Raw genomic sequence first — 20,036 nt, 5'->3', positions numbered from 1 at the left:
GGCCTGGCGATGATCGGACGCGGCGGCGGAACTCAAGGACCATCGGCCCGCCCGGATGAGGACCTTGGCCCCGCCTGCACGACGTCGACGCCGAAAGACTCAGCTGGAGCCGGGTCGGTGCTGACCCGCGCACCGCACGCACACTGGAGCGAACCGTGACGACCTTCCCGACCCTCCTCTCCCCCGCACGATGGGGCAGCCTCGAGCTCCCCAACCGCACGTTCATGCCGCCCATGGGCACGCACACGGCGCTCCCGGACGGCACGATCTCGGACTCCGGCGTCGCCTACCTCGTCGCCCGGGCGCGCGGCGGCGTGGGCCTCATGTTCACCGAGTCGATCCAGGTGCAGGACGACTACGACATCGACACGGGCTCGGTCATCAAGCTCACGACGGACGCGCACGTCGGGCCGCTGCGCGCTGCCGTCGAGGCCGTGCACGCGGCGGGCGGGCTCATCGGCGCGAACCTCACGCCGGGCTTCGGCCGCGTCATCCCCGTCGCGCCCGACGGCGGGCCCGCCTGGTCGGCGTCGGACAACCCGACCCTCGCGCAGCCCGACGTGCGCTGCCGCGAGCTCTCGACCGAGCAGGTCGAGGACATCCTCACGAAGTTCCGCGCCGCGGTCCGACGCGCGCTGGCGGCCGGCTTCGACGCGATCGACATCCACGGGCACACGGGCTACCTCACCGACCAGTTCCTCGCCGCGTGCTGGAACCGCCGCACCGACCGCTTCGGCGGCGACACCGCAGGCCGCGCGACGTTCGCGACCGAGATGATCCGCGCGGTGCGCGAGGAGGCCGGCGACGACTTCCCGCTGTCCATGCGCCTCTCCGTGCGCCACATGTTCCCGGGCGGCCGCGAGGCGGCGGAGGGCCGCGAGCTCGCCCTCGTCCTCCAGGACGCGGGGCTCGACGTCCTCCTCGTCGACGCGGGCTCGTACGAGGCCATCGACTGGGCGTTCCCGCCGTACTACCTCGGCGACGGCGTCTACCTGCCCGACGCCGAGGCCGTGAAGCCTGCCCTGCGCATCCCCGTCGCCGCGAGCGGCAACCTCACCCCCGAGGTCGCCGAGCAGGCCCTCGCCGCGGGCGTCGTCGACTTCGTCGGCTTCGGCCGCCCTCTCATCGCCGACCCCGACCTGCCGCGCAAGCTCGCCGACGGCTGCCGCAGCTCCGTGCGCCCGTGCATCCGCTGCAACGAGATGTGCATCGGCAACGTCGTCGCCGGCAAGCCGGTCGAGTGCTCCGTCAACCCCGAGGCCGGCCACGAGGCGAGCCGTGTCCTCCTGCCCGCGCCGATCGTGCGGCGCGTCGCCGTCGTCGGTGCCGGCCCGGGCGGGCTCGAGGCCGCGCGCGTCGCGGCCGAGCGCGGCCACGACGTCGCGGTCTACGACCGTGCCGACGCTCTGGGCGGCGTCCTCGCGCCCGCCGCAGCCGTCGATTTCAAGGCCGAGCTCGCACGCACCGTCACGTACTGGGACGCGGAGCTTGCACGCCTCGGCGTGCCCGTCCAACTCGGGCACGAGGTCACGCCCGACGACGACGCGCTCGCGGGTGCGGACGCCGTCATCGTCGCATCGGGCGCCCGCTCATGGGTCCCGCCGATCCCTGGGGCGGACTCCGAGATCGCTGTCGACGTCGTCGACGTCCACCGCGGCGAGCCGGTCGGCAGGCGCGTCGTCGTGTGCGGCGGCGGGCTCTCGGGCGCGGACCTCGCGCTCGAGCTCGCCCACGACGGGCACGAGGTGACGATCGTCGAGCTCACCGGTGCGATCGCGCAGGACATGGTCGTCCACAACAAGGTCTCGCTGCTCACGGGACTCGCGACCGCGGGCGTCACGACCCTCACGGGCACGCGCGTCGTCGAGATCACCGGGTCCGGCGTGGTCGTCGAGCCGGCCGACGGCGGCGAGCGGACGGTCGTCCCCGCGGACTCGGCCGTGCTCGCGTTCGGCATGCGGCCCGACACGACGCTCGGCGACGCGCTCGCCGCGCGCGGGCTCGACGTCCGCACGATCGGCGACGCGGTGGCCCCGGGCAAGGCGGGCGACGCGATCCACGCGGGCTACCTCGCGGCGCTCGCCCTCTGACGGTCCAGCACCCCCAGCGACTCGTAGGTTCCCAGCCCCATCGCATGGTGCTCCAGACCTACGAGTCGCTCGGGGAGGGGCGCGCTAGAGCTTCTCGACGGGGGCGTAGCGCAGCAGCAGGCGCTTGATGCCGTCGGCACCGAAGTCGATCTTGGCCACCGCGTTCTTGCCCGTGCCCTCGACCGTGACGACCTTGCCCATGCCGTACGTGTCGTGCGTGACCCGGTCACCGACGGCGAGGTCCGGCGCGGGACCGTCGTTCTTGGTGCCCGAGCCGAAGGACGGCGAGGGCGGGTCCGCCCGGCGCGACGTCACGACGCTCGAGCGCGCGCCCGAGCCGCCCGGGCCGCCGCCGTCGCCCCAGCCACCCCGGTAACCGTCGGCGTCGCGGCGTGAGGCCCCGCCGTAGAGCGAGCCGCCGCGCAGCGCCGACATCGACGACTCCTTGCGACGCCAGTCGAGCAGCGGTTCGGGGATCTCGTCGAGGAAGCGGCTCGGCGGGAACTCCTGCGCCTGACCCCACGCGGAACGCACCGCGGAACGCGTGAGGTAGAGCCGCTCGCGCGCCCGCGTGATGCCGACGTACGCGATGCGTCGCTCCTCGGCGAGCTCGGCGTCGTCGTGCAGCGACCGCAGGTGCGGGAACGTGCCGTCCTCCATGCCCGTGAGGAACACGACGGGGAACTCGAGGCCCTTAGCCGTGTGGAGCGTCATGAGCGTGACCATTCCCTGCTCGACGACGGGTGCGCCGTCGCGGTCGCCCGAGGCGTCGTCGGCCGACGGGATCTGGTCGGAGTCCGCGACGAGCGAGACGCGCTCGAGGAAGTCCGCGAGGTCGCCCTCGGGGTCGAGCTGGCTGAACTCCGTCGCGACGGCGTGGAGCTCGGCGAGGTTCTCGACGCGGGTGGCGTCCTGCGGGTCCTCGCTCCCCCGCAGCTCGGCGAGGTAGCCCGTGCGGTCGAGCACGGCGGCGAGGACGTCGGCCGGCTTGGCGCCTGAGTCCGCGAGCGCGCGCATCTCGGACATGAGCTCGGAGAACGCGGCGAGCGGCTTCGTCGTGCGGCTCGTGAGGCCCGGGATCTCGTCGGCCCGGGCGAGCGCGGCGCCGAAGGAGATGCGCTCGCGCGCCGCGAGGTCCGCGACGACGGCCTCGGCGCGATCGCCGAGGCCGCGCTTGGGCACGTTGAGGATGCGGCGCAGGTTGACGTCGTCGTCCGGGTTCGCGATCGCGCGCAGGTACGCGACGGCGTCCTTGATCTCGCGGCGCTCGTAGAAGCGCGTGCCGCCGACGACCTTGTAGGGCAGGCCGACGCGGATGAGCACCTCCTCGAGCGCACGCGACTGCGCGTTCGTCCGGTAGAAGATCGCGACGTCGCCCGGGCGGACCCCGTCCGCGTCGTTGAGGCGATCGATCTCCTCGGCGACGAAACGGGCCTCGTCGTGCTCGTTGTCCGCGGTCCAGCCGACGATCTGCGCGCCGTCGCCCGCGTCCGTCCAGAGCTTCTTGGGCCGACGGTCGGCGTTGCGCGCGATGACGGCGTTGGCGGCGGAGAGGATCGTCTGCGTCGAGCGGTAGTTCTGCTCGAGGAGGATCGTGCGTGCCTGCGGGTAGTCCTTCTCGAACTCGAGGATGTTGCGGATCGTCGCGCCGCGGAAGGCGTAGATCGACTGGTCCGAGTCGCCGACGACGGTGAGCTCGCCCGCGGGCAGCGCGTGCGGGTGCTCGGCGTCGGGGCCCGTGCCCGTGAGCTCCTTGACCAGCACGTACTGCGCGTGGTTGGTGTCCTGATACTCGTCGACGAGGATGTGCCGGAACCGCCGCCGGTAGTGCTCGGCGACCGCGGGGAACGCCTGGAGCAGGTGGACGGTCGTCATGATGATGTCGTCGAAGTCGAGGGCGTTCGCGGCCTGCAGGCGCGCCTGGTAGCGCGTGTACGCCTGCGAGAGCACCGAGTCGAAGGCGCCGCCGGGCGTCGAGTCGTCCTCGCGGCCCGAGCGCGCCGCGAAGTCCTCGGGGTCGACGAGCTCGTTCTTGAGGTCGGAGACCTTGTTGAGCAGCTGCCGCGGCGGGAACTTCTTGGGGTCGAGGTCGAGCTCGCGGCACACGAGCGTCATGAGCCGCTGGGAGTCTGCTGCGTCGTAGATCGAGAAGCTCGAGCGCAACCCCGCGTGCTCGTGCTCGCGGCGCAGGATGCGCACGCACGCCGAGTGGAACGTCGAGACCCACATGCGGCGGGCGTCCGGCCCGACGAGCGCCTCGACGCGCTCGCGCATCTCCGCCGCCGCCTTGTTCGTGAACGTGATCGCGAGGATCTGCGACGGGTAGGCGCGACCCGTCGCGAGGAGGTACGCGATGCGGTGCGTGAGGACGCGCGTCTTGCCCGAGCCTGCACCCGCGACGATGAGCAGCGGCGAGCCGCCGTGCTCGACCGCAGCACGCTGCTCCGGGTTGAGCCCGACGAGCAGGTCCGCCGGGTCGGGGCCCGCGAGCCCGTCGTCGGCCTCCGGCTCCGTCCACGTGCGCGGCGCGACGGACGGCAGGCGCGCGGAGTCGTCGAAGCCGGGCAGGGACAGGGAGTCGAAGAGTGAGCTCATAGCGGGACCAGCCTATGCCGCGCCACCGACATCCGACCCCGCCCGCCGTCTCACGTGAGGAAGAGTCCGACGATCCACGCGACCGTCGCGACTACCGCCCCCGAGAGCTCGACGAGGATCGACAGGCCCGTCGCCTTGAGCGCGACGAGCGTCGCCCGCCACGCCGCCCCCGTGTCCCAGTCGCGCTTCGTCGCCTCGGCGACGTACACACCGAGCGGGAACCCGACGAGCATGCCGACGACAGGGATGACGAAGAACCCGATGATGCCGCCGACGACGCCCCACCACAGCGTCGAGGACCGCACGTCGTTGCGCAGCATGTACCGCCCCGCGACGAGATACTTCCCGACGGCCGCAGCCACCGTCGCGAACGCCGCGACCGCGAGCACCGCCCACGCGATCCCGCCCGTGAAGATCGCCCAGACGAGGATCGCGCCGAGCACGACGAACCCGCCGGGCAGCACCTGCACGAGCACGCCGAACAGGCCCAGCACGATGACGAGGCCGACGAGCAGCTCACCCCAGAGTTCCATAGGACGAGGCTACGACCTCTCCCTCGGAGGCAGGGACGGCGACGGCCCCGGGCGCGCCGAGGGGCGCGGCCGGGGCCGTCGGGTGGTGCGGGTGCCGCGGGTGCGTCAGGCGCCGTGCTTCTCGCCCCAGCCGATCGCGAGCGAGACGTTGACGACGATGAGCGCGAGGAGGCCGAGGAGGTAGCCCTTCGTCACACGCTCGGGCTTCTTCTCGCCGAGGATCGTCATGACGACGACGGCGATGGTGACGAGCGTCTTGATGCCGATCTTCATGTGGTTGACCTTGCCGTCGCCCATCTCGGCCAGGCCCACGAGGACGATGCCCGTGACGAACGCCGTGAGCGCCGCGTGCATGGTGCCCTTGGCGAGGCGCGGTTCCTTGAGGGAGACGACGACGCCGCCGAGGATCATGGCCCAGCTGAGCAGGTGGAGGATGAGGAAGATCTTGTAGACGAGGTCCATGGCGTCATCGTAGGGAAGGCCGGTGTCAGGGCGCGACCCTGAAACGACGCGGCGTCAGGAAGATGCTGGTGAGGTCGCTCACAGCAGGCGCCGGGCCGCCGCCCAGCGCGTGAGCTCGTGACGCGAGGAGAGCTGCAGCTTGCGCAGCACCGCGGACACGTGGGTCTCGACGGTCTTCACGGAGATGAAGAGCTCCGCCGCGACCTCCTTGTAGGCATAGCCGCGCGCGATGAGACGCATGACCTCCTGCTCGCGGGCAGAGAGCCGGTCGAGCTCGTCGTCGTGCACGGCCGTGTCCGCGGCCGCCGTGCCGAACGCGTCGAGCACGAAGCCCGCGAGGCGCGGCGAGAACACGGCGTCGCCCCCGGCGACGCTCACGACCGCGTCGCACAGCTCGGGTCCCTCGATCGCCTTGGTGACGTAGCCGCGCGCGCCGGCGCGGATGACCTCGACGACGTCCGCCGCGGCGTCCGAGACGCTCAGCGCGAGGAACTTCGTGGTGTCGCGCAGGTCCGCGCAGCGACGCAGCACCTCAGCGCCGCCGCCGCCCGCGCCGCCGGGCAGGTGCACGTCGAGGAGGACGACGGCCGGCCGCAGCCGCGTGACGATCTCGACCGCCGCGTCGACGTCCGCCGCCTCGCCCACGACGTCGACGCGCGCGTCGAGGCTCGCGCGCACGCCGGCGCGGAACATGTTGTGGTCGTCGACGAGGACGACGCTCACGGGACCGTCGGGCTCGGGCACGTTCATCTGGGGCTGTCCTCCCGGGCGTCCGCGCGGACGCCTCCGGGGTCCATCGTGCCCTACCTGCTCCCGTCGGGGAGCGGACCCCGGTCCCGGTCGGGACCGGCACCGGCCCGGCAGGGACAGGCGCCTACTGCTCCGCGGACGCGGGGGTAGGCGACGATACCGCGCCGTCCGGCTCGGCCCGCGGCACCGACAGCCGCACCTCCGTGCCCGCCCCCTCGCGCACGACGATCTCCGCGGTGCCGCCGCGCCGCCGCACGCGGCCGAGGATCGACTCGCGCACCCCGAACCTGTCCGTCGGCACGGCGTCGAGGTCGAAGCCCTCGCCACGGTCGCGCACGAACACCTCGACGCGGTCGTCGCGCACCTCGAGGAACAGCGAGACGGGCGGCGCGCCGTGCGTCACCGCGTTGACGAGCGCCTCCCGCGTCGCCTGGAGCAGCGCGGTCGTCGCAGGCGTCGGCACGCAGTCGCCGACGACGACCGTGTCGACCGTCCGTGCGGGCGCGTCCTCCCCGCCGCGGAAGTGCCCGTCCTCGATCTGCCCGACGAGCCGCTTGAGCTCGGCAGCGACGCTCGTGCCCTCCTGGGGGCGATCGTCGTAGAGCCATTCGCGCAGCTCACGCTCCTGGGCGCGGGCGAGGCGCGCGACCTTCTCCGGGTCGTCGGCGCCGCGCCGGATGAGCGCAAGCGTCTGCAGCACCGAGTCGTGGAGGTGCGCCGCGATGTCCGCGCGCTCGGCCTCACGGGCACGCGCGACGCGCTCCGCTCCGAGCTGACGCGAGAGGCGCAGCCACCAGGGCGCGGCGACGAGCGCGAGCCCCGCGAGCATGACGAGGGCCGCGACGAGCGACGTCCCGAGCTCGCCCGCCGTGAGCTCCGGCCCCAGCAGGAGCACGACACCGACGACGACGAGCAGCGCACCACCGACGATGCGCAGGAGCCCGACGGGCGTGCGTCCGCCCGAGCGGGCGAGCAGCCGACCCCGGTCGATCTCGTCGAGCTGGCTCCACGCCAGGAGCGCCCCGACCGCGATGACGAGCACGGGCAGCACCCACTCGATGCCGAGGTGCCGCCCGGAGCGCCACGCGACGAGCAGGCCGGCGCCCACGACGAGCAGCACCCCGATGAGCACGTCGCGCACGGGCAGGCGGCGCAGGCTTGCGACGGGGCCGCGGCTCAGCCGCGCCCTCGAGGCCGGGAGCGCCTCCCCGGCAGCCGCGACCGGGTCACCGGACGGCACGACGAGCCAGCAGAAGAGGTAGATCGTGACGCCGATGCCCGCGACGAACGACAGGCCGATGAGAGCGAGCCGCACGTGGCGCACCTCGAGCCCGAGGTGCGCGGCGAGGCCCGCGGCGACACCACCGACGAGCCGGCCCGCGTCGGGGCGGAGCAGCGGCAGCCGCTCGGGCGGCGTGGCAGGCAGGAAGGGGAGCACGCCCCCATCCTCGCCGACGGGGGCCACCCTGGGGAGGCCCCGCACCGAGGTTCAGGGTCGCGGCCAGGCAGAACCAGGGTCCGCTCAGGGTGACACCCGATGGTCGCGGTCGGTCCGGCAGGCGAGGCTTGAGCCATGGACACGACACCGCACCCCCAGGGACCGGGCCCCACCCCGCCGCCCCGCCCGTCAGGGCTCGACCGCTTCTTCGACTCGATCCGCGGCTGGGGCATCTACCGGGCCCAGGACCGCTGGATCGGCGGCGTGGCGCACGGGCTCGCCAAGCGCTGGGGCCTCGACCCCGTCGTCGTCCGCGCGCTCTTCGTCGCCTCGCTCCTGCTCGGCGGCATCGGTCTCGTCGCCTACGCGCTCGGCTGGGCGCTGCTCCCGGAGGAGGCCGACGGTCGCATCCACGCGCAGCAGCTCTTCCGCGGCGACTTCGACGTCGCGATCGTCGGTGCGTTCCTCATGCTCGCGACCGGCCTCTCGTGGATGGGCCCGTGGCGCCTCCTCGGCGGCTGGGGCGACGGTCTCACCGGCGCGTTCTGGGTCTTCGCGATCATCGGCGTCGTCGTGTGGGTCGCGACGTCGCGGAACCGCGGCGGGACGCCCCGGCCTCCCGTGGGCACGCCGCACGGCCCGGCCGCGCAGCAGCCGTGGACGAGCGCGCCCGCGGCGCCGGGCACTCCGCCGCCTGCCCCCGCGCCGGCCTGGGCGTCGAGCGCCTGGTCCGCAGCACCGTCATCGACGGCTCAGTCGCCGACGGAGCCGTCGTGGACGAGCAGCGCACCGACGGGTGCGTCGGCACCGCCCCCCGCGTGGTCGGCCCCTCGCCCCGCCACTGCCCCTGCCCCTGCCGCTCAGCCCGCCCCGGGCTGGAAGGCCCCGAAAGGACCCGTCGTCCTCGGCGCCGGCGCAGTCTCCGTGAGCCTCGTCGTCGGCCTCACCGCCCTCACGGTCGCGGGACTCATGGTCGCGGAGCGCTTCGATGCGTTCGACGGTCCGCTCCTGCTCAGCTCCCTCGCCGTCCTCGTCGTCCTCGCCGGCCTCGCGACGGTCGTCGCGGGAGTCCGCGGCCGCTCAGCCGGTGCGCTCGGCACGCTCGCGGTCCTCGCGCTCGTCGTCGGCACCCCGGCGGCCCTGTGGAACGGCGCGGGCAGCCCGCTCGACGTCCGTACGGCGGAGCGACTCGCTCTCGGCGACCGCACGAGCGCCCCGACCGACCGCACGGCCGCCGCGCAGGGGTTCGCCCTCGGGGCAGGCAGCTGGGCGATCGACCTCACGGACGTGCCGCTCACCACCACCGAGACGCTCGTCGTGCCCATGTCGTTCGGCATGGGCGACGCGACGATCACGTTGCCCGAGGGCGCCGCCTGGGTGGCCGACGTGAGGCTCGGTGCCGGCGACGTCCAGTCCCACCACGCCGACGGCACGGGCACGAGCACCGACGGCCTGGGCATCCGCCGCGTCGTCGAGTCCGAGGCCGTCCGCGACGGCGCCACCCCCACGCTTCGCATCGACCTGAGGGCGGGCCTCGGGTCCATCACCCTCACGGAGGAGTCCCGATGAGCATCGACCCCACCCAGCCCCTGCCCACGACGCCTGACAAGGACGCGACGTCCGCGCCGGAGACCGACGAGACCGTCGTGCTCGAGCCGGTCCTCGACGGTTCCACTGACGACCTTCCTGCGGACGGCGACGTCTTCCCGGACGGAGATGCCCTCCCGGACGCGTCCATGACGTCGCCCGCCGATCCAGCCGCCGGGGCAACCTTCGCGGACGGCTCCGCGCCGGACGCTCGCGCCACCGGCGCCGCGCCGGACGCGGGCACCACCGGCTACGTGCCGTCGGCCGAGGCCGCCGGCGCGTATCCGCCGCCCGCGTGGACGCCGCCGGCCGACCCGCCCCGTGAGGTCTCGACGAGCGTCCGCTCGAGCACGATCGTCTGGGGCGCGATCCTCGTCGTCGCAGGTGTCGTGCTGGCCGCGTCGGCCGCAGGGTTCACGCTCGACGTCGGGCTCGTCGCGATCGTCGCGCTCGCCGGCGCAGGCCTCGCGCTCCTCGTCGGGGCGCTCACGTCAGCGCTGCGGCGCAACCGTCGCGAACGCACCCGCTGACCACGCAGCACCACCACGACGACGAGGAAGGGCCTCACCCCTGGGGGTGAGGCCCTTCCTCGTCGTGTGCGCTGCGGTCAGCGCGGGGTCACTCCTTGGAGGAGATGACGGCCGGCGCGGGGACCGACGCGATGCGGTTGAACGCGAAGCCGATGGCCAGCATCATGACGCCGAGGCCCATGACGAGGGCGGAGACGCCGTAGGCGACGACCGAGGTGAAGAGCGAGGCGCGGAGGAACGAGCCGTTCATCACGGTGTTGCGCTGGCCCTGGGCCTTCGCAGCAGCCTCGGTGTTCGAGACGACGTCGGCGGAGGCGCCGAGCTCGGTGAGCTTGGCGATGTCCATCTTGTCGACCGCGGCGGCGATGTCCTCGGACTTCGTGGTGTCAGCGGCCTTCGCAGCGGCCTTGAACTCGTTGACCTTCGCACCGAGCTGCGCGTAGGTCTGGCCCTCGGAGCCCTTGAGGGCGTGCTTGTTGATGACCTCGGCCTGGGCGAACGCCGTGAACGGGCCCGCAACCTTCTTGCCGGCGAGCATGTCGGCGTCCGCGGAGATCGTGATCTCCTCGGCCTTGAGCTGGCTGGAGATCATGCCCCAGACGACACCGCCCGCGACGATGAGCACGGCGCCGGCGACGAACGACAGGATCGCGACGATCGAGACGGACTTCTTGACGTTGGCGTTCATTGTTTTTCTTTCCCCTCAGGTGCCGTCCCGGTGATTCCGGGCCGGTCGGTGGTTCTTGCCTCGGCTCCAAAGTTACGGACTGCAGAAGCCGTGACCTTGGGACCTTAGGCCACCTTTTCACGGCACCACCAAGTTCTTCCGTCAGAAAGAGCGTCGGCGTGTCCGTGCAGGTCACGCAGCATGCGCGCACTTGGGTACCACACCAGAAACCCGGCATGTCAGGACGTCTGTCCCATGCGAAACCGGGCTTTCCGCGCGCGCGACAGCGGCCCGTCACCTCCGCGGAGGTGACGGGCCGCTGGTCAGAGCCGCAGGAGGCGACTCACTCCCACTCGATGGTGCCCGGCGGCTTGCTCGTCACGTCGAGGACGACCCGGTTGACCTCCGGGACCTCGTTCGTGATGCGCGTCGAGATCTTCGCGAGGACCTCGTAGGGCACACGCGACCAGTCCGCCGTCATCGCGTCCTCGGACGAGACGGGGCGCAGGACGATCGGGTGGCCGTACGTGCGGCCGTCGCCCTGGACTCCGACGGAGCGGACGTCTGCCAGGAGCACGACGGGGCACTGCCAGATCTCGCCGTCGAGGCCCGCCGCCGTGAGCTCGGCGCGCGCGATCGCGTCGGCCGCGCGCAGGAGGTCGAGCCGCTCGGCCGTCACCTCGCCGACGATGCGGATGCCGAGACCGGGGCCCGGGAACGGCTGACGCGCGACGATCTCCTCCGGGACGCCGAGCTCGCGGCCGACCGCGCGCACCTCGTCCTTGAAGAGGTCGCGCAGCGGCTCGACGAGCTCGAACTGCAGGTCGTCGGGCAGGCCGCCGACGTTGTGATGGCTCTTGATGTTGGCCGCGCCCTCACCGCCGCCGGACTCGACGACGTCGGGGTAGAGCGTGCCCTGGACGAGGAACTTCACCTCGGCGCCGGTCTCGCCGGCCTCCTCGACCACCTGGCGCGCCGCGTCCTCGAAGACGCGGATGAACTCGCGACCGATGATCTTGCGCTTGGTCTCCGGGTCCGAGACGCCCGCGAGCGCGGTGAGGAACCGCTCCTTCTCGTCGCGGACGATGAGGCGGACGCCGGTCGAGTCGACGAAGTCGCGCTCGATCTGCTCGACCTCTCCGGCCCGCATGAGGCCGTGGTCGACGTGCACGCACGTCAGCTGGTCGCCGACGGCCTTCTGCACGAGCGCGGCCGCGACGGCGGAGTCGACGCCGCCGGAGAGCGCGCAGATGACGCGCGCGTCCCCGACCTGCGCGCGGATCGCCGCGACCTGGTCGGCGACGACGTTGCTCGGGGTCCAGTCGCCGGCGAGCCCGACGCCCTCGTAGAGGAAGTTCTCGAGGGCCTTCTGGCCGAGCGGCGAGTGCTTGACCTCGGGGTGCCACTGCACGCCGAAGAGCGCGCGGGCGCGGTCCTCGAAGGCCGCGACGGGCGAGCCGGGCGAGGTCGCGAGGACCTCGAAACCCTCGGGCGCGGCGTGGACCGCGTCGCCGTGGCTCATCCACGTCGTCTGCGTCGCGGGCGAACCCGCGAGCAGCGTGCCGGCGCGGTCGATCGCGACCTCGGTGCCGCCGTACTCGCGCGTGCCGGTCTGCGCGACCGTCCCGCCGAGGGCCTGCGCCATGGCCTGGAAGCCGTAGCAGATGCCGAGGACGGGGATGCCGGCGTCGAAGATCGCCGGGTCGACCGACGGCGCGCCCTCCTCGTAGACGGACGACGGCCCGCCGGAGAGGATGATCGCCGCGGGCTTCTTCTCGAGCATGCGCTCGACCGACCAGGTGTGCGGGACGACCTCGGAGTACACCCGGGCCTCACGCACGCGGCGCGCGATGAGCTGGGCGTACTGGGCTCCGAGGTCGACGACGAGAACGGGTCCGTCGGGGTTCGGGGTGTTGGTCACCGCACAAGGATAGACGCCCGTGCGTGCGGGCCGCGGCGAGCGCCCGTCGGTCAGGACGCGGACGCGCCCGACGGCTCCGTGGTGCCCGCTGCAAGGGCACGCTCGGCCCCGTCGAGGAGAGCCGTCGCCTCGGCGTGGACCTTCTTCTCGACGACGAACGACATGACGGGCACGACGCCCGCGAGGACCATCGTCGCGAGGCGCCCCGTGCCCCAGCGCATCTTGGCCCACAGGTCGACGACGGTGATGAGGTAGACGACGTAGATCCAGCCGTGCGCGAAGGGGATCCACGCGATCCACGACATGAGGTCGTCCGGCGCCTTGAACACGTACTTGACGAGCATCTCGACGCACAGCACGAGCAGGAACACGCCCGTGACGAGTGCGAGCACGCGGTAGCGCGCGAGCGAGCCGCGGGTCTTCGCGATGCGCTGCGTGAGGTCTGTCGTCGGCACGGAGGCTCCTGGGGGAAAAGGGTTCGGGGAATGTCGGTGGCTCGGTCCATGCTAGTCGGGTGCGTTCACTACCCCTCGACTCCCCCGGTATCCCCGACACCCGTTCTCCCGGCCGTTTCCTCTGGTGGCAGGCCCGGCAGCAGAAGGGCCCGCTGGCCCTCGCGCTGCTGCTCGGCGTGCTGACCTTCGCCTCCCAGACGGTCATGCCCTACGTCTTCGGCGTCGCCCTCGACTCCGGGCTCGAGCAGGGCCTGACGCCCGAGCTCTGGCGCTGGGCGGGCATCCTGCTCGCCGCCGCCGTCGTCCAGGTCGTCACCGCCGCGTGGGGCCACCGCGCGGACGTCGTCAACTGGCTGCGTGCGTCGTTCGCGTCCTCCGAGCTCATCGGCGACCGCATCGTCGACTCGGGCGACGCGATCAGCGAGGAGCTCCCCACCGGTGAGGTCGTCGCGACCGTCGCGTCCGACGCGCTGCGCATGGGCGACATCTACGCGAACGCCGCGCGCCTCGTCGGCTCGCTCTGCGCGTACGTCGTCGTCGCCGTCATCATGCTCAACATGTCGCTCCTCCTGGGGCTCGTCGTGACGCTCGGCCTGCCGATCGTCTCGGGCATGCTCGTGCTGCTGGTCAAGCCGCTGCAGGCGCGTCAGGCCGCGCAGCGCGAGGCCCAGGGCCGCCTCACGACGCTCGGCGCCGACACCGTCTCCGGCCTGCGGATCCTGCGCGGCATCGGCGGCGAGAAGGTCTTCGCCGACCGCTACCGGGCGCAGTCGCAGAAGGTCAAGGTCGCGGGCGAGCGCGTCGCGGTCACGCAGTCGTGGCTCGACGGGCTGCAGATCCTGCTGCCGTACCTCATGCTCGCGCTCGTCCTGTGGCTCGGTGCGCGGGAGGCCGTCAAGGGCAACATCACGGCCGGCCAGCTCGTGACGTTCTTCGGCTACGCCTCGTTCCTCACGTGGCCCATGCAGAACATCGTCGAGGTCATCCAGTTCGTCACGCGCGCGTTCATCGCGTCCCGCAAGATCCTCAAGGTCCTGCAGACGGGGTCCGCGACGCCGGGCGCCACGTCGCCCGCGCCGATGCCCGCCGCGGGTGCCGAGCTCGTCGACGAGACCACCGGTCTCGTCGTCGCACCGGGACGCCTCCTCGCGCTCGTGTGCCAGGAGCCCGACGAGTCCGCGGCGCTCGCGACGCGCCTGGGCCGTCTCGACGACGAGCTCGAGGCGTCGGACCCCGTCCGCCTCGGCGGAGTGCTGCTGCGCGACCTCGACAAGACGGCCCTGCGCCGCCGCGTCGTCGTCGGCGAGGCGACACCGCACCTCTTCACGGGCTCGCTCCGCGCGGGCCTCGACGTCCGCGGCGGCGCGTCGGACGAGCAGGTCCTCGCGGCGCTCCACGTCGCGGACGCCGCCGACGTGCTCGACTCGACGCCCGGCGGGCTCGACGGCGAGATCGCGGAGAAGGGCAGGACGCTCTCGGGCGGCCAGCGCCAGCGCGTCGCCCTCGCCCGCGCCCTCCTCACCGACGCCGAGATCCTCGTGCTCGTCGAACCGACGAGCGCCGTCGACGCCCACACCGAGGCTCGCATCGCCGAGCGCCTCGCGGGCGCCCGCCGCGGCCGCACGACGGTCGTCGTCACCGCGAGCCCGCTCGTCCTCGACCACGTCGACGAGGTCGCGCTCCTCGCGGACGGCAAGATCGTCGCGCGCGGAACGCACCGGAGCCTCGTCGCCGACGCGGGCGAGGACGGCCGTCGCTACCGTGCGGTCGTCGACCGCAGCATGACCGAGAACCACCACGACCAGACCAACCAGACCCCCGCGGAGGTGACCCGATGAGCGGGCGCAAGCTTCCCGTCGCCGACGGTCCCACGACGCGTCGGCACACCGCGGCGCTCCTGCGCCGACACCGCCGGCCCCTCGTCGGCATCACGGTGCTCCACACGATCGCGGCCCTCCTGGGCCTCGTCGGACCGCTGCTCGTCGGCCGCCTCGTCGACCAGATCGTCGCGGGCACGACGCTCGCTGCGGTCGACAGCGCGGCGCTCGTCTTCGTCGCCGCGATCGTCCTGCAGTCCGTCCTCGTGCGCTTCGCCCAGCGCAAGGCGCGCGTCTACGGCGAGTCGATGTTCGCCGAGCTTCGCGAGGACTTCCTCGACACCGTCACGGGCCTGCCCCTGTCGACCGTCGAGTCGGCCGGAACTGGCGACCTCGTCGGCCGCACGACGAACGACGTCGACCGCGTGCAGTTCGCCGTCCGCTTCGGCGTGCCGCGCGTGCTCGTCGCGGTCATCACGATCGTCGCGACCCTCGCCGCATCGTTCATCATCGCGCCGCAGGTGACGATCGTCATGGTGCTCACGGCGCCGATCGTCATCGTCGTCTCCCGCTGGTACCTCGCCCGGGCCACGCCGGGCTACCAGCGTGAGTCCGCCGCGTACGCGGCGCTCAACGGCACCATCACGGAGTCCGTCGAGGGTGCGCGCACGATCGACGCGCTCGGCCTCGAGCAGACGCGCCGCGAGCGGCTGCGTGCCGACCTGCGCGAGGCCTTCGAGGCCGAGCGGTACACGCTGCGGCTGCGGACCGTCCTCACGCCGGGCCTCGACACGCCGTTCATGCTCGCCCCGATCATCCTGCTGCTGTGGGGCGCGTTCCTCATCAGCCACGGCTGGACGACCGTCGGCGCGGTCACCGCGGTCATCCTCTACATGCGCATGATCATCGGCCCCATCTGGGAGCTCGTGTTCTGGCTCGACGAGATCCAGGTCGCCATGACGTCGCTCGGTCGCCTCTTCGGCGCCAAGCTCGTCGAGTCCGACCGCGTCGCGTCGGGTGTCGAGCCCACCGACGAGGTCGTGCGCACCGAGGGCGTGCGCTACGCGTACCGCGAGGGGCACGACGTCCTCCACGGCATCGACCTCGACCTGCGCCCGGGCGAGCGCCTGGCCGTCGTCGGGCCGTCGGGCGCCGGCAAGTCGACGCTCGGCCGCATGATCGCGGGCATCCACCCGCCCACGGGCGGCTCGGCGACGGTCGGCGGCGTGCCGCTCGTCGACCTCCCGCTCGAGGACCTGCGCGGCCACGTCGCGCTCGTCACGCAGGAGCACCACGTGTTCGTCGGCTCGCTCGCGGACAACTTGCGCCTCGCGGACGTCACGGCGAGCGACGAGGCGCTGCTCAACGCGCTCGACGCGGTCGCGGCCCGTGCGTGGGTCGAGGCCCTGCCCGAGGGCATCGAGACCGAGGTCGGCTCGGGCGGGCACCCGCTCACGCCGGCGCAGGCCCAGCAGGTCGCGCTCGCGCGGCTCGTGCTGCTCGACCCGCACACGCTCATCCTCGACGAGGCGACGAGCCTGCTCGACCCGCGCGCAGCGCGCGAGCTCGAGACCTCGCTCGGTGCGGTGCTCACTGGCCGCACGGTCGTCGCGATCGCGCACCGCCTCCACACGGCGCACGACGCTGATCGCGTCGCCGTCGTCGACGGCGGCCGCATCAGCGAGATCGGCCCGCACGCCGAGCTCGTCGCGGCGGGCGGCGACTACGCGGACCTCTGGCACTCCTGGCAGAGCGAGTAGGACCCCCGCCGCACCACGCACGAGGCCGCTGCTGGCGGGCTGGATCGTCGACCTGTGTCGACGGTCCAGTCCCTCGGCAGCGGCCTCGCGGTCGTTCCGGGTCGGAGCCGTCAGGACTGCTGGAACTGCTCCCAGCCGGTGAACGCGTCGGGATCCGCACCCGCGCGGGCCTCGTCGCGCACCATCTGCACCCACAGGCCGACCGCGAAGAGGCCGAAGATCCACCACTGCAGCGCATAGAAGAGGTTCTGCATGTTGACGCCCTCGCCACCCTGGACGGTCGGGCGCGGCAGGAGGGTGAGCGCCGGGGCGTCGGCCGGTGCGGTCGCGGACACGACGAGGTAGCCCGAGTAGATGGGCCCGCCCCACCGGTTGGCGAGCTGGCCCGACGAGATCGAGTCGGTGACGCCGTCGACGATCGCACCGTCTCCGACAGCCTCCGAGGACTGCAGGTAGCCGCTGACGTCGACCGTGCCGGTCGGAGCGGCCGGCGCGTCCGCAGGCGTCGCGACCCAGCCGCGCACGACCGGCAGGACAGGCGCGCCCGAGAGGTCTGCCCACGACGCCCCGCCGCTGCCGTCGTCGCTGACGCGCAGGGGCGCGAGCACGAGGTAGCCGGTGCGGCCGTCGACCGCGCGCCCCGAGACGAGCAGCTGGTCACCCTCGAACGTGCCGGTCACGGCGACGCTCGCGCCGACGGCCGCGCCCGGGAACGTGGTCTGCGGCGCGAGGACGTCGACGAGCGACCGCGGGCCGGCCTGCGCGATCTCGTCGAGCCGGTGCTGCTCGGCCTGCGCGCCACGCTCGTACGCGCGCGAGAGCTGCCAGATGCCGAGGTTCGCGCACACGACGACCGCGGCGACCATGACGGCGAACATCACGAGCACGCGCGGCACGAACGCGGCGCGCACGACGTCGGCGACCGACGGACGTCCCGCGGCAGGCGTCGGGACGTCGTCGGCGGACGGCTCGACGGTCTCGACCGGGGCGTCAGCGGCAGGCTCGTGCATGCGCCCACGCTATCGCGCGGGCACCGACCGTCTGCCCCGTCGGCCCCCGCCGTGACGTGCGCCGACGGCCCGTGGTGACGGACGTCTCGCCTCCCGGGCGCCGGTTCCCGTGACGTCGGGTGCACCGGGATGCGACCCTGTGGTGAGCCACACACAGAGGCATGCGGCGCGCGGGACCTCCGTCCCCCGTTCTTCCGTCAGCCACCGTGTTTGGTGGAACGAGAGCCCGCCGATCGGCAGGCTCGACCCGTGGACCAGCGACGATGCCGTCGTCGCCCCACGAACGGCGATCCGGAGGGGGTCGCCAGCACAGGAGGCGAGCAAGTGACTACGTCGGCCCGGAACATCTACATCACGTCCGCCGAGGGAGCGACAGGCAAGTCGACGCTCGCTCTCGGGGTCGTCGACCTCCTCACGCGTCGCGTGCAGCGGGTCGGCGTCTTCCGTCCCGTCGCGCGGTCGACGGAGACGCGCGACCACGTCCTCGAGCTGCTGCTCGCGCACGACGGCGTCGAGCTCACGTACGACGAGTGCGTCGGCGTGACGTACGACGAGCTCCACGCGGACACTGACGCCGCCCTGTCGACGATCGTCTCCCGCTTCCACGCGGTCGAGGCCAAGTGCGACGCCGTCGTCATCGTCGGCACCGACTACACGGACGTCGCCGGCCCGACGGAGCTGAGCGTCAACGCGCGCATCGCCGCGAACCTCGGCGCGCCCGTCCTCCTCGTGGTCTCGGGGGCGCGTCGCACGCCCGAGGCCGTCCGCCAGAGTGCGGACGTCGCGATCGCGGAGCTCGCGGCGCACCACGCGCACGCGATCGCGGTCGTCGCCAACCGTTGCGAGCCGGAGCAGATCGCGGCCGTCGCCGCGGCTCTCGCGGGCCCGCTGCCGAGCTGGGCCGTGCCGGAGGAGCCGTTCCTCTCCGCCCCGACGATGAGCCAGCTCTCCGACGCCGTCGGCGGTCGCCTGCTCCTCGGCGACCCCGCTCTCCTCGGCCGTGAGGTCCTCGACGTGCAGGTCGGTGCCATGAGCGTCGAGCACCTGCTCGGCCGCATCAAGGAGGGGTCCGTCGTCATCGCTCCCGGCGACCGCTCGGACATCCTTCTCGGCCTCGTCATGGCGAACTCTGCGGCGGGCTTCCCGAGCCTGTCGGGCATCATCCTCAACGGCGGGTTCACGCCGCCCGAGACGATCGCGCGCCTCGTCGAGGGTCTCGACCAGCGTCTTCCGATCGTCGCGACGGACCTCGGCACCTTCCGGTCGGCCTCGGCCGCGTACGAGACGCGCGGCATGGTGACGAAGGACGCCGAGCTCAAGGTCGCCGCGGCCCTCGCGCTCTTCGAGCAGCACGTCGAGGGCGATGCTCTCCTCGACCACCTGCAGCTCTCGCGCACTGACGTCGTCACGCCGCTCATGTTCGAGTACGAGCTGCTCGCGAGGGCGCGCGCCGACCGCAAGCACATCGTCCTGCCCGAGGGCAACGACGACCGCATCCTGCGCGCGGCGGCCCAGCTGCTGCAGCGTCAGGTCGCGGAGATCACGATCCTCGGCACGCCGCGCGACATCCAGGCGCGGGCCGCCGAGCTCGGTCTCGACCTGTCCGAGGCGCACCTCGTCGACCCGTCCGAGGGCGAGCTCCACGAGCGTTTCGCGCTCGAGTACACGGAGCTGCGCAAGCACAAGGGCATGACGGTCGACCGCGCCCGCGAGATCGTCCGGTCGGTGTCGTACTTCGGCACGATGATGGTGCAGCTCGGCCTCGCCGACGGCATGGTCTCGGGCGCTGCGCACACGACCGCGCACACGATCAAGCCGTCCTTCGAGATCATCAAGACCGTGCCCGACGTCTCCGTCGTCTCGTCGGTGTTCCTCATGTGCCTCGAGGACCGCGTGCTCGTCTACGGCGACTGCGCCGTCAACCCGGACCCGACGGCCGAGCAGCTCGCGGACATCGCGATCTCGTCGGCGGCGACGGCCTCCCAGTTCGGGGTCGAGCCGCGTATCGCGATGCTCTCGTACTCGACCGGCGCGTCCGGCTCGGGTGCGGACGTCGACAAGGTGCGTCTGGCGACGGAGATCGTGCGCGAGCGCCGTCCCGACCTGTCGGTCGAGGGCCCGATCCAGTACGACGCCGCCGTCGACGCGTCGGTCGCGCAGACGAAGCTGCCGGACTCCGCGGTCGCGGGCCGTGCGACGGTCTTCATCTTCCCGGACCTCAACACGGGCAACAACACATACAAGGCCGTGCAGCGCTCCGCCGGCGCGGTGGCCGTCGGCCCCGTCCTGCAGGGTCTGCGCAAGCCGGTCAACGACCTCTCGCGCGGCGCGCTCATCCAGGACATCGTCAACACCGTGGCCATCACGGCCATCCAGGCCCAGGGCGACACGCCCGCGGGCGCCTGAGAACCTCGTTCGAGA

At 72.7% G+C, this 20,036-nt stretch carries 15 protein-coding genes; 6 read left to right on the top strand and 9 right to left on the bottom strand.

Annotated features, from left to right (window positions below):
* The first annotated feature begins 155 nt into the window (after positions 1-155).
* Positions 156-2,090, top strand: coding sequence for an NAD(P)/FAD-dependent oxidoreductase (locus tag G7063_RS03600; RefSeq protein WP_166413169.1), 1,935 nt, complete (start codon positions 156-158; stop codon positions 2,088-2,090).
* Positions 2,091-2,174: 84 nt separating this feature from the next.
* Here the strand turns inward: G7063_RS03600 and pcrA are convergent, their stop codons facing one another.
* From pcrA to G7063_RS03575, 5 genes are all read right to left on the bottom strand, one after another.
* Entirely contained in the window at positions 2,175-4,685 is a 2,511-nt protein-coding gene (gene pcrA, locus G7063_RS03595) for a DNA helicase PcrA (protein ID WP_166413168.1), read from the bottom strand.
* 50 nt (positions 4,686-4,735) lie between these two features.
* Positions 4,736-5,218 (bottom strand): DUF456 domain-containing protein, encoded by a 483-nt coding sequence (locus tag G7063_RS03590; protein WP_166413167.1) that lies wholly within the window; start codon positions 5,216-5,218, stop codon positions 4,736-4,738.
* A gap of 105 nt (positions 5,219-5,323) precedes the next feature.
* Positions 5,324-5,680, bottom strand: coding sequence for a hypothetical protein (locus G7063_RS03585; RefSeq protein ID WP_166413166.1), 357 nt, complete (start codon positions 5,678-5,680; stop codon positions 5,324-5,326).
* Positions 5,681-5,758: 78 nt separating this feature from the next.
* A complete protein-coding gene (locus G7063_RS03580; protein ID WP_166413165.1) occupies positions 5,759-6,430 on the bottom strand; it encodes a response regulator transcription factor in 672 nt (223 codons plus the stop codon).
* A gap of 124 nt (positions 6,431-6,554) precedes the next feature.
* Positions 6,555-7,868 carry an ATP-binding protein gene (locus G7063_RS03575; RefSeq protein ID WP_240916172.1) on the bottom strand — a complete coding sequence of 438 codons (1,314 nt, stop codon included), beginning with the start codon at positions 7,866-7,868 and terminating at the stop codon, positions 6,555-6,557.
* Positions 7,869-8,003: 135 nt separating this feature from the next.
* Between G7063_RS03575 and G7063_RS03570 the strand changes: the two genes are divergently transcribed.
* Together G7063_RS03570 and G7063_RS03565 are read left to right on the top strand one after the other, a co-directional pair.
* The gene (locus tag G7063_RS03570; protein ID WP_166413164.1) at positions 8,004-9,437 is read left to right on the top strand and encodes a PspC domain-containing protein; all 1,434 of its coding nucleotides are present in this window, start codon (positions 8,004-8,006) and stop codon (positions 9,435-9,437) included.
* Complete coding sequence (locus G7063_RS03565; RefSeq protein WP_166413163.1) at positions 9,434-9,985, top strand: hypothetical protein; 552 nt, start codon at positions 9,434-9,436, stop codon at positions 9,983-9,985. The genes G7063_RS03570 and G7063_RS03565 overlap by 4 nt, the downstream gene beginning before the upstream one ends.
* Before the next feature lie 88 nt (positions 9,986-10,073).
* On the opposite strand, the gene G7063_RS15210 is transcribed toward G7063_RS03565, so the two are convergent.
* The 3 genes from G7063_RS15210 to G7063_RS03550 form a co-directional block, all read right to left on the bottom strand.
* Positions 10,074-10,673 carry a hypothetical protein gene (locus G7063_RS15210; protein WP_240916171.1) on the bottom strand — a complete coding sequence of 200 codons (600 nt, stop codon included), beginning with the start codon at positions 10,671-10,673 and terminating at the stop codon, positions 10,074-10,076.
* Between the two features lie 322 nt (positions 10,674-10,995).
* Positions 10,996-12,573, bottom strand: coding sequence for a glutamine-hydrolyzing GMP synthase (guaA, locus tag G7063_RS03555; RefSeq protein WP_166413162.1), 1,578 nt, complete (start codon positions 12,571-12,573; stop codon positions 10,996-10,998).
* A 50-nt stretch (positions 12,574-12,623) separates the two neighbouring features.
* Positions 12,624-13,028, bottom strand: a complete 405-nt coding sequence (locus G7063_RS03550) for a DUF3817 domain-containing protein (RefSeq protein WP_166413161.1) — start codon at positions 13,026-13,028, stop codon at positions 12,624-12,626.
* Positions 13,029-13,087: 59 nt separating this feature from the next.
* Between G7063_RS03550 and G7063_RS03545 the strand changes: the two genes are divergently transcribed.
* Together G7063_RS03545 and G7063_RS03540 are read left to right on the top strand one after the other, a co-directional pair.
* Positions 13,088-14,866, top strand: a complete 1,779-nt coding sequence (locus G7063_RS03545) for an ABC transporter ATP-binding protein (RefSeq protein WP_166413160.1) — start codon at positions 13,088-13,090, stop codon at positions 14,864-14,866.
* Positions 14,863-16,605: an ABC transporter ATP-binding protein gene (locus G7063_RS03540; RefSeq protein WP_166413159.1), complete on the top strand. Its 1,743-nt coding sequence runs from the start codon at positions 14,863-14,865 to the stop codon at positions 16,603-16,605. Before G7063_RS03545 ends, G7063_RS03540 begins: the two co-directional genes overlap by 4 nt.
* Before the next feature lie 110 nt (positions 16,606-16,715).
* On the opposite strand, the gene G7063_RS03535 is transcribed toward G7063_RS03540, so the two are convergent.
* Positions 16,716-17,615: an SURF1 family protein gene (locus G7063_RS03535; protein ID WP_166413158.1), complete on the bottom strand. Its 900-nt coding sequence runs from the start codon at positions 17,613-17,615 to the stop codon at positions 16,716-16,718.
* Between the two features lie 324 nt (positions 17,616-17,939).
* Here G7063_RS03535 and pta point away from each other — a divergent pair, with 324 nt between their 5' ends.
* A complete protein-coding gene (gene pta, locus G7063_RS03530; protein ID WP_240916170.1) occupies positions 17,940-20,021 on the top strand; it encodes a phosphate acetyltransferase in 2,082 nt (693 codons plus the stop codon).
* Positions 20,022-20,036 lie beyond the last annotated feature (15 nt).

Source organism: Sanguibacter sp. HDW7, from assembly GCF_011300875.1.
In the GTDB taxonomy this organism is placed as follows: domain Bacteria; phylum Actinomycetota; class Actinomycetes; order Actinomycetales; family Cellulomonadaceae; genus Flavimobilis.
Note: the sequence above shows the minus strand (reverse complement) of the source record. Positions and strands in the feature narration are given on the sequence as shown.